Consider the following 14388-nt stretch of genomic DNA (forward strand, 5'->3'; position numbering starts at 1 on the left):
CGAAGGCCTTCTTCATACACGCGGCATGGCTGCATCAGGCTTTCGCCCATTGTGCAATATTCCCCACTGCTGCCTCCCGTAGGAGTCTGGACCGTGTCTCAGTTCCAGTGTGGCTGATCATCCTCTCAGACCAGCTAGGGATCGTCGCCTTGGTGAGCCATTACCTCACCAACTAGCTAATCCCACCTAGGCATATCTTGACGCGAGAGGCCCGAAGGTCCCCCTCTTTGGCCCGTAGGCATTATGCGGTATTAGCCATCGTTTCCAATGGTTATCCCCCACATCAAGGCAATTTCCTAGGCATTACTCACCCGTCCGCCGCTCGACGCCCATTAACGCACCCGAAGGATTGTTAGTGTCGTTTCCGCTCGACTTGCATGTGTTAGGCCTGCCGCCAGCGTTCAATCTGAGCCATGATCAAACTCTTCAATTTAAGATTTTGTCGGCTCAATGAATACTGACTTCAAAACTACAAAAAGTAATTCTAAAGCTATTATCTTTCCAACAGAAAGATAATGAATTGACTGTGCCAAATACCTTCTTTCTACAAGAGAAAGTAGTTATTTGTATTGGTCACTCAGTTCATTGAAACCAAAGTTGATTCCGAAGAATCTGTTTTATCTAACGATAAAACGTTTTGATATTCATCAACGAGTGCCCACACAGATTGATAGGTTTAAATTGTTAAAGAGCTTTGCTTCTTAAGCGTTCCTTTTAAGTAAGGAGCCTCTCGAAGTGGACGGCCATTCTAGCGAATTAACATTCAGTGTCAAACACTTTTTTAAAATTAATTTTTTGTCGCTTTCCGTCTTACTGATTCTTGCTGAAGCCTTGTGGCGTCTGCCGTCTCAGTGGTGTCGCATTATAGGGAACCCTCTCAGCTTAGCAACTACTTTTTCATAAAAAATGAATAAATAGGGGTTAACTGCCTAATAGTTCACCTAAACGTAAAAAAGAGAGCATTTCTGCTCTCTTTTCACTCAAAATCTAAAGGTATTGTTAGATAAATGCGTAAGCATCAGCGTACATATGAGCACGCTTTGCTTCTTTATTCTGAGTAAATAGGTCTCTTGCAGCACCCGCCATTTCAAAACGACCTGCAATATAGATATCAAAATCAGCTAATGATTCGAAACTTTGCGTGATAGCCTCAAGCACATTACCTGTTTGACCGTGCCACACTTCCGGTGCTTCTTCTACTACTGGTACAAAATGTACGTTGCTATGCTTTTCTGCAATGCCAACCAGCTCTTCTTTCGCATATAACTGGCACTCATCTTTCGCGCCCCAATATAGGTAGATCTCTTTCGAGCTATTTTGCGCGATGCAATGATCCAGAATAGAACGCACGTAACTGAAACCAGTACCACCAGCAATCAATAATAGAGGGCGATCGCTTTCTTCTTTAATCCAAGCATCTCCGTGTGGAGCATCAATAGCAATATCGCCATTTTCAGCTTGTGCCTTCTTCATCGCTTCAACCACTTCTAGTGCGTAAGCATTGTGCTCAGCAGCGCCTATGTGTAGTTCAAGTTCACCTTCGTGACGGCAAGGGCTACTTGCGATAGAGAATGGGCGCTTATCTTTCTCGCCCATTTCAACCATCAGATACTGGCCCGCTTTAAAAGCGACGGGTGTTTCTGGGTGAAGTAGGATTTGGTAAGTATTACAAGCCAAAGGCTCGATAGACTTCACTTTACATTTAATAGTCATGTTCTTCCTCTTACTAACCCTTAATCGGCAAAGGTTAGAACTAAATTACTTTCTGCAAATGCTTGGCAAGCAAAAATCCAGCCTTGTTGCTGCTCTTTCTCTGTGAGCATGGGTTCAAGGTGGTAACTCACTTGCCCTTCTAATTTTTTGCACATGCACATTGCGCATGCGCCAACTTGGCAACGGTTTGGGAAATAGATATCGCTGTTGAGCGCAGCATCCAAGACCGTTTGCCCTTTTTCTACGGTGAAACTGATGTTTTCTGGGTATAAGACTACTTGGTAGCTCATGAAATTCCTAGCTGTTCCCAGATGCTATCAATCTTTTTGACGACATCAGGATCTTTTGTGATTGGTACACCCCATTCACGAAGGCATTCACCTTCCCACTTATTGGTCGCATCGAGACCCATTTTGGAGTGTCCATTTTCATTCTGTAGGAATAACGTATCTCTCTCCGGATCCATTCTTGTCGTTACCGCCCAAATAATGTCATTCCAATCACTCACGTTGACATCGCCGTCACACACGATAACAAACTTGTTCTCATCAAATTGAGACCAAACCGCTTCCATGATTTTCTTACCATTACCGGCTGCTTGCTTATCAATAGACACCACAACCATACTGGCGTTGTCGTTCTGTAGGTGAATATCAATAATTTCAGGGTGAGCTTTGGTTAGTTCAGCTAAGCCACCTTCGATATGTTCACTACTTACAGAAGTAGATTCAACTTCAGGCGATAGTGCTAACTCGGCATCCCACTTCTTAGTGATATCTAGGCCCATCTTAGAACCTAACCCAACCACGGGCGATGCAAAATCCAATGAATCGATCGGCGTGTTCTCTATCATCAAGCTATCGCGTGACGGATCCATATGTTCGCACATCGCTGCGGTTACTTGAGACCAATCGCGTGCATTGACATCTTCATCGCACACCAATACAAATTTGGTGTACATGAATTGGCGTAAGAAAGACCATACACCCATCATCACTCGCTTGGCGTGACCTGGGTATTGCTTCTTCATGGTCACGACTGCCATTCGGTACGAACAACCTTCAGGCGGTAGATAAAAATCTTCAATCTCTGGGAACTGCTTTTGAAGAATAGGCACAAACACTTCATTTAGTGCAACACCCAATACCGCAGGCTCATCAGGTGGACGGCCAGTATAGGTGCTGTGATAGATAGGGTTTTCGCGCATAGTTACATGAGTAATAGTAAACACATGGTGCTTTTCTTTCTCGTTGTAGTAACCAGTATGGTCTCCGTAAGGCCCTTCATCCGCAAATTCATTCGGGTCGATGTAACCTTCCATCACGATTTCAGCACTTGCAGGAACCTCTAAGTCGTTGCTGATTGATTTAACGACCTCAGTTTTACTACCACGTAGTAAGCCTGCAAACGCGTACTCAGATAAAGTATCCGGCACTGGCGTAACCGCACCAAGAATGGTGGCAGGGTCGGCACCAAATGCTACCGATACCGGAAATGGTTTACCTGGGTTGGTTTCTATCCAATCGCGTAGATCCAGCGCGCCACCACGGTGGGCTAACCAACGCATGATGATTTTGTTCTTACCGATCTTCTGCTGACGATAGATACCTAAGTTTTGGCGTTTCTTGTTCGGACCACGAGTAACCGTTAATCCCCACGTTAGCAATGGCGCGACATCGTCAGCCCAACAGCTCATCACGGGGATTTTATCTAAGTCGACGTCATCGCCTTGCCATACCACTTGTTGGCAAGCCGCTTTGCGAAGGCGTTTAGCTGGCATGTTTAAGACTTGCTTAAACACAGGCAGTTTATCAAGAGCGTCTTTAAAGCCTTTTGGTGGCTCTGGTTCTTTTAGGTAAGCAAGCAACTTACCCACTTCGCGCAGTTCTTTGACTTCCTGACGCCCCATACCAATAGCAACCCGATTAGGTGTACCAAATAGATTAGTCAAAACAGGCATGTCATAGCCTAATGGATTTTCAAACAAAAGAGCCGGGCCACCAGCACGTAGAGTACGGTCGCTAATCTCGGTCATTTCGTAGTCTGGATCGACTGGGTGAGAAATGCGTTTCAACTGACCAATACTTTCAAGATGGTCGATAAAATCACGTAAATCTTTAAAACTCATAGGACTTCTACATGCTGATTATTCTGCGCTCAGTATATCAAAAAGGGTGACGCTGAGATCCCCCTTTTTAGTGTGGTTATTGAGAGGCAAAATCCACTTTACGGCAATGCTTGCTCGATCAAAGAGCTCTTCACCTGAGGGTTATCATTGACGAGATCTTGCAACCATCGCGTATGACCTTGTTTGGCGAGTTCACGAGCAACTAATGAGGCTTCATCGGCTATCGCCATCCGAGAGACAAGAAACTGTTTCACCTCTTCTGAGAGCGGGTTCACTTTGGTCAAGAGCATGATGGCTTCATCTTTCAAACGCGGGTTCTTGGTCGCAGCCATAACCTGTTCAAGCGCGAAAGTTTGTTTGGTTTCAGCAAGACGTACCAGCTCTGCTTGGCTATGGTAGTCAGCCTTCATACGCCATAAGATCTTGTAGACCTCAGGGTCTTCACTAACTTGTGCCAGTCGAACCACAACTTCCGTTGAGGGCAACCAACTTACGATAGACGAAGTGGTCAGTTGCTTAGTCAAATAATCAACGGCTTCAGGTGACAAACTATCGAGCTCTCTGATTAACAGCGCTTCTCGCGCTTGAACCTGATGTTCTGGGCCAGATAACCACTCTTTTAAATCGAGGTCCTGCTTCTCTGCATCTAGCACAAACACCAGTGTCTTCTGATCTTGACGCCACTGCTTGATGAGACGATTAGCAATTGAAGGATAATTAAAGGCAGGTACCGTAAACTCGTAACCATCTCCACGCTCTAATACTTGATAAGTGGGCGTGATAGCGAGTTGCTGCTCGATGAAGATAGACATCTTGGGTGTGAGTACGATTTTTTGCTGTTCAAGCTTCTTCAAGAGTTGGTAACGAGCCACCTCTTGCTGGGGAAATGTCAGGCGCTCAAGCGCAAAGCGTAGTGAGTTGACTTCGTCACGTACGATAAGCTCGAGTAGTTCAGCAGTTTTCAGTTTTACTTGATCATTCTCAAGCCAAGACTCTACTGTAAGTGGAGACATCTCGGTGGCATAGCTCATACCAACCGGTGAAAATAACAGTGAAGTAGACAAGAGTAATGATGACAACAGTCCATGTTGCATTTTAACTTCCTTGTAACACTTTTGCTCATTCTGCAAGCTACCGCTACAAAATGCAAATAAAAAGCGCCACCCGAGGGCAGCGCTTATTAAATAACGATCAGCTAATCAATATTACTGACGACGCATTGCGTCAAAGAACTCATCGTTCGTTTTGGTCATTGCTAGCTTGTCGATAAGGAATTCCATTGCATCGATTTCGCCCATTGGGTGAACAATCTTACGCAGGATCCACATCTTCTGTAGTTCATCGTTCTTGGTAAGAAGCTCTTCACGACGAGTACCAGAACGATTGAAGTCGATAGCTGGGAATACGCGCTTTTCAGCAATCTTACGGTTAAGGTGCAGTTCCATGTTACCTGTACCTTTGAATTCTTCGTAGATAACTTCATCCATCTTAGAACCAGTATCAACCAGTGCTGTTGCGATGATCGTTAAGCTACCGCCTTCTTCTACGTTACGTGCCGCACCGAAGAAACGCTTTGGACGATGTAGAGCATTCGCGTCAACACCACCAGTAAGAACTTTACCTGATGAAGGGATCACAGTGTTGTAAGCACGAGCTAGACGAGTAATAGAATCCAGTAGGATAACTACGTCTTTCTTGTGTTCAACAAGGCGTTTCGCTTTCTCGATAACCATTTCTGCAACTTGTACGTGGCGAGATGCTGGCTCATCGAATGTTGAAGCAACTACTTCGCCTTTAACTAGACGCTGCATTTCCGTTACTTCTTCTGGACGCTCATCGATAAGCAGAACCATTAGTTCACACTCAGGGTGGTTACGAGCAATGCTTTGAGCAATATTTTGCAGAAGCATTGTCTTACCCGCTTTAGGCGGAGCAACAATCAGACCACGCTGACCTTTACCAATCGGAGATGCAAGGTCAAGAATACGAGCCGTAATATCTTCAGTCGCGCCATTACCCGCTTCCATCACCATACGTTCGTTGGCGTGAAGAGGAGTAAGGTTTTCGAAAAGAATCTTGTTACGAGCGTTGTCTGGCTTGTCGTAGTTAACCGTGTTTACTTTAAGCAGTGCAAAGTAACGTTCGCCATCTTTAGGTGGACGGATTTTACCGCCAATAGAGTCACCTGTGCGAAGGTTAAAACGACGAATTTGGCTTGGAGATACGTAGATATCATCTGGGCCAGCCAGGTATGAACTGTCGGCGCTACGTAGGAAACCAAAACCGTCTTGAAGAATTTCTAGAACACCATCACCAAAGATGTCTTCACCACTTTTTGCATGCGCTTTAAGGATGGAGAAGATAATGTCTTGTTTTCTTAGGCGAGCTTGATTTTCAAGACCTAAGCTTTCGCTAAGTTTAACAAGCTCAGACACAGGTCTGTTCTTCAGTTCAGTAAGATTCATAGTGGTGGAAGTTTGTTTAGTCAAAATAGGATCTGTTTTCTTAAGTTAAGAAGGATTTGGTCACAGGATCGACCAAGAAGAGAAATTCGTTCAATTAACGTGCGATAAATTAGCACTAAAACTAAGACTAGTCCATAGCTTAGAAAAAACAAAACCGCGCATTTGTTAACTGCACGGTTTCTTTTCAAATGCTGACCTGATTAAAGGTTAGCGTCTAAGAACTCTTTAAGTTGAGTTTTAGATAATGCACCAACTTTAGTCGCTGCTACGCCGCCATCTTTGAAAAGAAGTAGCGTTGGAATGCCGCGAATACCAAATTTTGGTGGAGTACCAGCATTTTGGTCGATATTTAATTTACCGATTGTGAGCTTGCCTTCGTACTCGTCTGCGATTTCGTCAAGAATCGGCGCAATCATTTTACATGGACCACACCATTCTGCCCAAAAATCAACAAGAACAGGGCCTGCAGCGTTGATTACATCGTTATCAAAACCGTCATCAGTTAGCTGCAAAATCTTATCACTCATCTTCCACTCCAATGTGTTTTTTAGAACTGGTTGGATGATAACCAGTAAATAGATGCCCTATTGGAATGTATTTACTTTCGTATTGCAAGCTTAAGCTGATATTCTATAGCAATGAAAAAGACGCATATCACAGAGCAAAAGTTCGCCGACTTGGATTTACTTCCGCAAGTCATTGAAGGATTGGAGAAAAAAGGGTTCGATTATTGTACCCCTATCCAAGCCTTGGCGCTCCCGGTACTGCTCACCGGCCAAGACATTGCAGGCCAGGCCCAAACGGGTACTGGTAAAACGCTTGCGTTTCTTACTGCTACTTTTAACCACCTGCTAAAAACACCTGAGCATGAAGGGCGTAAGCCTAACCAGCCACGTGCGATTATTATGGCACCAACGCGTGAACTCGCGATTCAGATCTACAACGATGCTGACTCTCTGGTTGAAAGCACAGGTATCAAGGCAGCACTTGCTTACGGTGGCGAAAGCTACGACAAGCAACTAGGTAAGATCGAAGAAGGCGCAGATATCTTAATTGGTACGACTGGCCGCATCATCGATTTCTACAAGCAAAAGGTATTTAACCTTAACCACATTCAAGCTGTTGTTCTTGACGAAGCCGATCGCATGTTCGATCTTGGTTTCATCAAAGACATCCGCTTCTTGTTCCGCCGTATGCCTGAGCCAAAAGATCGCCTGAACATGCTGTTCTCTGCGACATTGTCTTACCGCGTACAAGAACTAGCGTTCGAACACATGCACAACCCAGAGCATGTTGTTGTTGAGCCAGAGCGTAAAACAGGTCACCGTATTCAGGAAGAGCTATTCTACCCATCAAACGAACACAAAATGGCACTGCTACAGACGCTAGTTGAAGAAGAATGGCCAGAGCGCGCTATCATCTTCGCTAACACTAAACACAAGTGTGAGTCTGTTTGGGGTCACCTAGCTGCAGATGGTCACCGCGTTGGCCTGCTAACTGGCGATGTTCCTCAAAAGAAACGTGAAAAGATTCTTGAGCAATTCACTAAAGGTGATGTTGACCTGCTTGTCGCAACCGACGTTGCAGCACGTGGCCTACACATTCCTCAAGTAACACACGTATTCAACTTCGACCTACCAGACGACTGTGAAGATTACGTTCACCGTATCGGCCGTACAGGTCGTGCTGGCGCAAGTGGTCACTCGATCAGCTTTGCTTGTGAAGATTACGCAATCAACTTGCCACCAATCGAAGAATACATTGAGCACGCTATCCCTGTGTCTGACTACGACTCTTCTGCACTACTAGAAGATCTACCAGCACCATTGCGCTTACGCACACGTAACCCGCAACAGCGCCGTTCAAACAACAATGGCCCACGCAACGGTAACCGTAAGCCAAACCAAAACCGTCGCCCACGCCAACCGCGTCATAACAAGGAAGCTTAGTCGCTTATGAGTCAAACAGTGTCACCCCCGCTTTACGCTGCAATCGACCTCGGGTCGAACAGTTTTCATATGCTCGTTGTGCGTCATATCGATGGCAGCGTACAAACCATGGCTAAAATTAAGCGCAAAGTGCGTTTAGCTGCAGGCTTAGATGAAAATAATGCGCTGAGTACTGAAGCCATGCAGCGCGGTTGGGACTGTTTGAGTCTCTTTGCAGAGCGACTGCAAGATATTCCGAAAGAAAATATCCGCATTGTCGGTACAGCGACCCTACGTACCGCTATCAATGTGGATATCTTTCTAAAGAAAGCGAACCAGATCCTTGGTTACGACATCAATGTTATCTCTGGTGAAGAAGAAGCTGCGACTATCTATAAAGGCGTAGCGCACACTTCTGGTGGCAGCGGCCGCCGACTGGTTGTTGATATTGGTGGCGCAAGCACCGAGATGATCATTGGTGAAGGCTTCTCAGCGAAAGCACTAACCAGCCTAAAGATGGGCTGTGTTACTTGGCTTGAGCGCCACTTTAAAGATCGCCAATTAACCGCAACTAACTTTAACAACGCCATTGAAGCGGCGAAGTCGACGTTAGCTCCTATCCTCGATAGCTACACTGATATCGGATGGGATGTGTGTGTGGGTGCCAGTGGTACTGTTCAGGCACTGCAAGAAATCATGTTGGCTCAAGGCATGGATGAAGTAATTACTCATGCCAAACTTAAGCGCCTACAAAAACAAGCCATGATTACTGAGCGCTTGGAAGAGCTAGAAATCGAAGGACTGACTCTTGAACGCGCATTAGTGTTCCCGAGTGGCCTTTCTATTCTTATTGCTATTTTTGAGTTGCTTGAAATAGATTCAATGACACTCGCAGGCGGTGCACTCCGTGAAGGCCTAGCCTACGAGATGGTTGATGAGCTGCGCCAAGAAGACATCCGTGCACGTACCATCAAGAGTGTTCAATCGCGCTATCAAATGGACGTAAGCTACGGTGAACAAGTTGCTGTAGTTGCACAAACTCTGTTAGATCAAGCGGGCGCCGAAGCGTGGGTTTCAGAACCTCAAGCTGGTGTCCTACTGCAAACTGCAGCTAAGCTTCATGAGATTGGTTTAACCATCGATTTCAAAAAAGGCGGCGAGCACAGCGCTTACCTGCTGCAGAACTTAGACCTACCAGGCTTTACTCGAGCGCAAAAGCACTACTTAGGTGAGTTAACTCGTCGCTACCGCGAGCAGTTAACCTCATTGCCAGAGCAACACGCAATATCAGGAACGAGTAGCAAACGTATCTTACGTATTCTGCGTTTGGCTATTTTGTTGACTCACCGTCGTAATCCAGCGCTAGAGCCTGAGTTCAAGCTGACGACGGATGATAACAATCTAACTTTAACGCTTTCTAAGCAATGGTTAGCAGATAACCCGCTTACTGCTGCAGAGCTAGAGATCGAGTCGAATAGACAAACCGATATTGGCTGGCCACTGAATATTGAATGCCTCTGATATTAGTATCTGACGTTAGACATTAAAAAAGCCCAAGTTAGTAGACTAACTTGGGCTTTTTCTTATCTTGGCATTAATGCGTTTCTAACCTGAATCCTTAAACGTTCACGCCTGTCGCTTTAAAGTCTGGGTTTACCGCCGTCAGCTTTTTAACGATGTAGTTCAAAAACACGCCGTACATCGGAACGAATAAACCTAAGCTGATGATAAGTTTGAAGCCGTAATCAACCAGTGCAATCTCAGTCCAGTGTTCAGCCATGAATGGATCTGGGCTTTGGTAGAAAGCAATCGCAAAGAAAGCGATGGTATCAATCGCATTACCGAACAACGTTGAACACGTTGGGGCAACCCACCACTGTTTAAGCTGACGTAAGCGGTTGAAAACATGCACATCCAAAATCTGACCAAGCAGGTAAGCCATGAAGCTCGCCGCGGCGATACGTGCAACAAACAGGTTAAACTCGCCTAGTTGGCTAAACCCTTGGAATGAACCTTCAAAGAACACCACTGACAAAAAGTAAGAAACGGCCAGTGCAGGTAGCATCACTAAGAAAATGATTTTACGAGCAAGCTGCGCACCAAAAATGCGTACAGTCAGATCAGTCGCTAGGAAGATAAACGGGAAAGTGAAAGCACCCCAAGTGGTGTGCATACCGAAAACGGTAAAAGGTAGCTGAACCAGATAGTTGCTTGACGCAATGATGACTAAATGGAACAAAACTAATAGTGCTAGGGCTTTGCGCTGTTGCGCAGGGGTAAAGTTACTCATGCTGTACCTTTTTAGTTTGGTTTGGGGGTGAGGGAACCCAAATCGAGTCATTTCTTCGAATAAACTAAGAAAGCTCTTACCAATAATGTGAATTTAAAATGTTTCTAAAATTTGCTCTATCGAGCGGCGGGCGATTATACATTAATCAATATTGGCTGCAATGGTGAGAACAGACGCAAACGTTTATTCTCACTTTTATTGGTGAGCGAAGTTAAAAACCGCGTTTGAAAAGCGTCGCGAGATAATCAAACTCTTCTCTGCTTTCTTCCGCGTTTAACGACTCAAACCAAATGGATTCACTGTAATGTTCAGACTTTAAAAACATCCGACAATCTTCAAAATCAATCAACCAAGAGTGCATGTCAGCGTCCCACTGCTTTTCAACTACAGAAGCGGACAACAATGCCACTAGCTTTTCACCCAACACTTCATATGAATCAAAATCAAAACTTGGAGACGTAATCAATAAACGTCCTTCCTCAGCCAAATACTCTCTTAAGCCAAACTCTGTTGGTGTTGTCATGTCCCTATCAACCTTATTCTTGTTCTATAAGCTAATCGTTTTTAAAATCTATGCTTTTCTGAAAACGATCCTGAAAATTAGCCGTGTGTCGTGATGTGTTCTTGAATCAAGTCTAAGAATGGATCGGCGTACTTATCAAGTTTACGTTGACCAACACCGTTAACCGCTAGCATCTCACCGTATGAAGTAGGCAGCACTTCCGCCATATCAATCAAGGTCGCATCACTGAATACCACATAAGGTGGCAAACCATCTTCATCAGCAATCGACTTACGCAGCTTACGCAGTTTGGCAAACAACTTCTTATCGTAATTCTTGCTGCTGAGTTTATCGGACTTAGCATTGCGCACCGCCGTATCTAAACGAGGTACAGCCAATTCCAAAGACATCTCACCGCGCAGCAGCGGGCGTGCCTCTTCAGTTAACTGTAAGGTTGAGTTACGAGTGATGTTCTGGAACAACAAACCTTTATGGATTAACTGGCGGAAGATACTGATCCAGTAATCATGGCTGTGGTCGCGGCCAATGCCATAGGTAGAGAGCTTGTCATGACCATTATCGCGGACACGAATGTTCTGCATACCGCGCATCACTTCAACCACGTAGCCCATACCAAACGACTGATTCACACGGTACACACAAGACAACGCCTTCTGCGCTTCTTGAGTCGCATCAAAGTGCTTAGGTGGATCGAGGCAGATATCGCAGTTACCACATTGCTTCTCGCGATATTCGCCAAAGTAGTTAAGCAGAACCTGACGACGACAGGTTTGCGCTTCAGCAAAAGCACTCATCGCATTCAGTTTGTGCATCTCAACCTGCTTTTGCGGGCCTTCTTCTTTCTCATCCAGCATACGACGCAGCCAACCCATATCAGCCGGATCAAACAGCATCATTGCTTCTGCTGGCAAACCATCACGACCCGCACGGCCTGTTTCTTGATAGTAAGATTCGATGTTGCGTGGGATATCAAAGTGCACCACAAAGCGCACATTGGGTTTGTTGATACCCATACCGAAAGCTACAGTCGCGACAACGATCTGAATATCATCACGTTGGAAGGCTTCTTGAACGTAAGCACGCTCATCGGTGTCCATACCAGCGTGATAACCCGCGGCGCGAATACCGTTGTTGCACAGCTTCTCAGTCACCATCTCCACTTTCTTACGGCTACCACAATAGATAATGCCGCAATTGCCTTTCTGTGTTTCTAAGTAGCGAACCACCTGTGACACGGGCTTATGCTTCTCGACGAGGTTGTAGCGAATGTTAGGACGGTCGAAGCTGCCCAAGTAGGTATGTGGATCCACCAGCTGCAGACGCGAAATAATGTCTTTACGTGTTGCATCATCAGCGGTTGCCGTCAGCGCCATATAAGGCACATGCGGGAAATATTGCTTAAGTTGACCTAATGATGCGTATTCCGGGCGGAAGTCATGTCCCCATTGAGAGATACAGTGCGCCTCGTCTACCGCAATCATCGAAAGCGGTAAACCTTGCAGACGCTCGATAAAGTCGCGCATCAACACACGCTCTGGTGACACGTAAACCATCTTCAATTGGCCTGAATTCATACGATTGAACACATTCAGCAACTGGTCACGGGGCATGGAAGAGTTAATACACTCAGCAGCAACACCATTGGCCTTCAGTTGGTCGACTTGGTCTTTCATCAGCGAGATCAGCGGTGAGATAACCAGAGTCAGACCTTCACGAACCAAAGCGGGGATTTGGTAACACAGAGATTTACCACCACCGGTTGGCATTATCACCAAGCTGTCTTTGCCTTCAACGGCCAGGTCAATGACCTCTTGCTGACCATCGCGAAAGCTTTGATAGCCAAACACATCTTGTAAGATGGTTTGCGCATCATTCGCGGGAGTTGGTATTTGCTCAGCAATCAGAGTGGCGGTCATTGTGGTTCCTAATCGAGGTATGAAATCAGCAAGCATCTTCGGCAAGCAAGTCGCACATTGTAGAGGGGAACGCTGGTGAATTAAACCGCAAATTGTTAGGTGAAAAGGGTTATCGCTCCTATACTGACCAACTCTCTTATAAATCTTATTAATAAGCACTCTGTGCTAGAGAAAGATGCATGACTCCAGAAGAACAACAACGTACGCGCCAAGGTATTTTGCTTGCTGTCGGTGCTTACACCATGTGGGGTATCGCCCCTATATATTTCAAATCTTTAAGTGACGTTTCCCCGTTAGAGATCCTTAGCCACCGTGTAGTATGGTCTTTTTTCCTACTCGCTTTTTTACTACACATTGGCCGCAGCTGGCGTAAAGTTCGCGACACCTTGACATCAAAACCAAAAATGCTCTATTTGGTGGCGACCTCTACTTTAGTGGGTGCCAACTGGCTGATCTTTATCTGGGCGGTCAACTCCAATCACATGCTTGATGCCAGTTTAGGGTATTACATCAACCCGCTGATTAACGTGTTGCTCGGTATGCTCTTCCTAGGCGAACGCTTGCGTAAACTACAATGGTTTGCGGTTGCTCTGGCTGCCATTGGTGTATTAGTCCAACTGATTGCATTTGGCTCAGTGCCGATCGTCGCCATTGCCCTAGCCTTCAGCTTTGGTTTTTATGGTTTACTACGTAAGAAAGTCAGCTTAGAAGCGCAAACAGGATTGTTCATTGAAACTCTGGTGATGCTACCTCTCGCAGCTACCTACTTACTGTTTATTGCTGATAGCCCAACTTCAGACTTATCGATGAACCCGATGCAACTCAACCTATTACTGATTGCTGCAGGTGTTATTACAACCATTCCACTACTGTGTTTTACTGGCGCTGCAACTCGCTTGAAGCTATCGACACTCGGTTTCTTCCAGTACATAGGCCCAAGCTTGATGCTACTGCTGGCCGTGCTGATTTATGGAGAAGCATTCACCCAAGATAAAGTAGTCACCTTCGCCTTTATCTGGGGCGCGCTGCTTGTCTTTACCTTTGATGCGTATCGAGCGAATAAAAAGAGCAAAAAACAGCTCTAACCTCAAGCGTATAATCAACCTAAACATCAAATCAGAGCTTGGTAATCACGCCAAGCTCGCCCCCTTTAGCTATAAACCCTGCTACAGCCCACTCACAACAAATGACTCAAAGTAACTCTAAGTAACATTCACCGAATTGATCTATCTAATAAATTCATACATTTAGATGGTATTCAACTTCAACATTTCTATATGCAACACTACACATTTCATTGGGGTTTTCACACAGGTTCACACTCTCGGGAAGCCCTCAACTTCTGACTAGATTCATCTCCTTCTAGCAACTAATCCTTAATACACCAGAAATATAACTGGAAACCAGCTATTCATTTTCTGGGGA

General features: G+C 45.4%; 12 protein-coding genes and 1 rRNA gene. 3 read left to right on the top strand and 10 right to left on the bottom strand.

Annotation, left to right across the window (positions count from 1 at the left end):
* The 7 genes from CWO13_RS22660 to trxA all read right to left on the bottom strand — a co-directional run.
* Positions 1-433 (bottom strand): 16S ribosomal RNA (locus CWO13_RS22660); the annotation flags it as partial.
* A gap of 566 nt (positions 434-999) precedes the next feature.
* Positions 1000-1713, bottom strand: coding sequence for an NAD(P)H-flavin reductase (gene fre / locus CWO13_RS22665; RefSeq protein ID WP_048661170.1), 714 nt, complete (start codon positions 1711-1713; stop codon positions 1000-1002).
* Between the two features lie 20 nt (positions 1714-1733).
* Entirely contained in the window at positions 1734-2003 is a 270-nt protein-coding gene (locus CWO13_RS22670) for a 2Fe-2S iron-sulfur cluster-binding protein (RefSeq protein WP_008224727.1), read from the bottom strand.
* Positions 2000-3841, bottom strand: coding sequence for a 4-hydroxy-3-polyprenylbenzoate decarboxylase (gene ubiD / locus CWO13_RS22675; RefSeq protein ID WP_108083492.1), 1842 nt, complete (start codon positions 3839-3841; stop codon positions 2000-2002). Before ubiD ends, CWO13_RS22670 begins: the two co-directional genes overlap by 4 nt.
* Positions 3842-3939: 98 nt before the next feature.
* Complete coding sequence (locus CWO13_RS22680; protein ID WP_108083493.1) at positions 3940-4935, bottom strand: hypothetical protein; 996 nt, start codon at positions 4933-4935, stop codon at positions 3940-3942.
* A 111-nt stretch (positions 4936-5046) separates the two neighbouring features.
* Positions 5047-6306 carry a transcription termination factor Rho gene (gene rho, locus CWO13_RS22685; protein WP_017062978.1) on the bottom strand — a complete coding sequence of 420 codons (1260 nt, stop codon included), beginning with the start codon at positions 6304-6306 and terminating at the stop codon, positions 5047-5049.
* Positions 6307-6506: 200 nt separating this feature from the next.
* Positions 6507-6833: a thioredoxin TrxA gene (gene trxA / locus CWO13_RS22690; RefSeq protein ID WP_010440700.1), complete on the bottom strand. Its 327-nt coding sequence runs from the start codon at positions 6831-6833 to the stop codon at positions 6507-6509.
* Positions 6834-6944: 111 nt separating this feature from the next.
* Between trxA and rhlB the strand changes: the two genes are divergently transcribed.
* Positions 6945-8255 (top strand): ATP-dependent RNA helicase RhlB, encoded by a 1311-nt coding sequence (gene rhlB, locus CWO13_RS22695; protein WP_019820068.1) that lies wholly within the window; start codon positions 6945-6947, stop codon positions 8253-8255.
* 6 nt (positions 8256-8261) lie between these two features.
* A complete protein-coding gene (gene gppA, locus CWO13_RS22700; protein WP_048661173.1) occupies positions 8262-9755 on the top strand; it encodes a guanosine-5'-triphosphate,3'-diphosphate diphosphatase in 1494 nt (497 codons plus the stop codon).
* Positions 9756-9852: 97 nt separating this feature from the next.
* On the opposite strand, the gene CWO13_RS22705 is transcribed toward gppA, so the two are convergent.
* The 3 genes from CWO13_RS22705 to recQ all read right to left on the bottom strand — a co-directional run bounded on the left by CWO13_RS22705 (position 9853) and on the right by recQ (position 12963).
* Positions 9853-10524, bottom strand: coding sequence for a 7-cyano-7-deazaguanine/7-aminomethyl-7-deazaguanine transporter (locus CWO13_RS22705; protein WP_108083494.1), 672 nt, complete (start codon positions 10522-10524; stop codon positions 9853-9855).
* Between the two features lie 211 nt (positions 10525-10735).
* Positions 10736-11047: a DUF3630 family protein gene (locus CWO13_RS22710; protein ID WP_009848192.1), complete on the bottom strand. Its 312-nt coding sequence runs from the start codon at positions 11045-11047 to the stop codon at positions 10736-10738.
* 77 nt (positions 11048-11124) lie between these two features.
* Positions 11125-12963 (bottom strand): ATP-dependent DNA helicase RecQ, encoded by a 1839-nt coding sequence (recQ, locus tag CWO13_RS22715; protein WP_055319881.1) that lies wholly within the window; start codon positions 12961-12963, stop codon positions 11125-11127.
* 179 nt (positions 12964-13142) lie between these two features.
* Here recQ and rarD point away from each other — a divergent pair, with 179 nt between their 5' ends.
* Positions 13143-14048, top strand: coding sequence for an EamA family transporter RarD (gene rarD, locus CWO13_RS22720; RefSeq protein WP_102480838.1), 906 nt, complete (start codon positions 13143-13145; stop codon positions 14046-14048).
* Positions 14049-14388 lie beyond the last annotated feature (340 nt).

The sequence above is a fragment of the Vibrio sp. ZF 223 genome (genome assembly GCF_003050585.1).
GTDB lineage: Bacteria > Pseudomonadota > Gammaproteobacteria > Enterobacterales > Vibrionaceae > Vibrio > Vibrio crassostreae.

What these genes read in the sequence shown, in the direction of transcription:
- fre (WP_048661170.1), bottom strand. Translation starts at nt 1,713, where the DNA reads ATGACTATTAAATGTAAAGTGAAGTCTATCGAGCCTTTGGCTTGTAAT.
- CWO13_RS22670 (WP_008224727.1), bottom strand. Translation starts at nt 2,003, where the DNA reads ATGAGCTACCAAGTAGTCTTATACCCAGAAAACATCAGTTTCACCGTA.
- ubiD (WP_108083492.1), bottom strand. Translation starts at nt 3,841, where the DNA reads ATGAGTTTTAAAGATTTACGTGATTTTATCGACCATCTTGAAAGTATT.
- CWO13_RS22680 (WP_108083493.1), bottom strand. Translation starts at nt 4,935, where the DNA reads ATGCAACATGGACTGTTGTCATCATTACTCTTGTCTACTTCACTGTTA.
- rho (WP_017062978.1), bottom strand. Translation starts at nt 6,306, where the DNA reads ATGAATCTTACTGAACTGAAGAACAGACCTGTGTCTGAGCTTGTTAAA.
- trxA (WP_010440700.1), bottom strand. Translation starts at nt 6,833, where the DNA reads ATGAGTGATAAGATTTTGCAGCTAACTGATGACGGTTTTGATAACGAT.
- rhlB (WP_019820068.1), top strand. Translation starts at nt 6,945, where the DNA reads ATGAAAAAGACGCATATCACAGAGCAAAAGTTCGCCGACTTGGATTTA.
- gppA (WP_048661173.1), top strand. Translation starts at nt 8,262, where the DNA reads ATGAGTCAAACAGTGTCACCCCCGCTTTACGCTGCAATCGACCTCGGG.
- CWO13_RS22705 (WP_108083494.1), bottom strand. Translation starts at nt 10,524, where the DNA reads ATGAGTAACTTTACCCCTGCGCAACAGCGCAAAGCCCTAGCACTATTA.
- CWO13_RS22710 (WP_009848192.1), bottom strand. Translation starts at nt 11,047, where the DNA reads ATGACAACACCAACAGAGTTTGGCTTAAGAGAGTATTTGGCTGAGGAA.
- recQ (WP_055319881.1), bottom strand. Translation starts at nt 12,963, where the DNA reads ATGACCGCCACTCTGATTGCTGAGCAAATACCAACTCCCGCGAATGAT.
- rarD (WP_102480838.1), top strand. Translation starts at nt 13,143, where the DNA reads ATGACTCCAGAAGAACAACAACGTACGCGCCAAGGTATTTTGCTTGCT.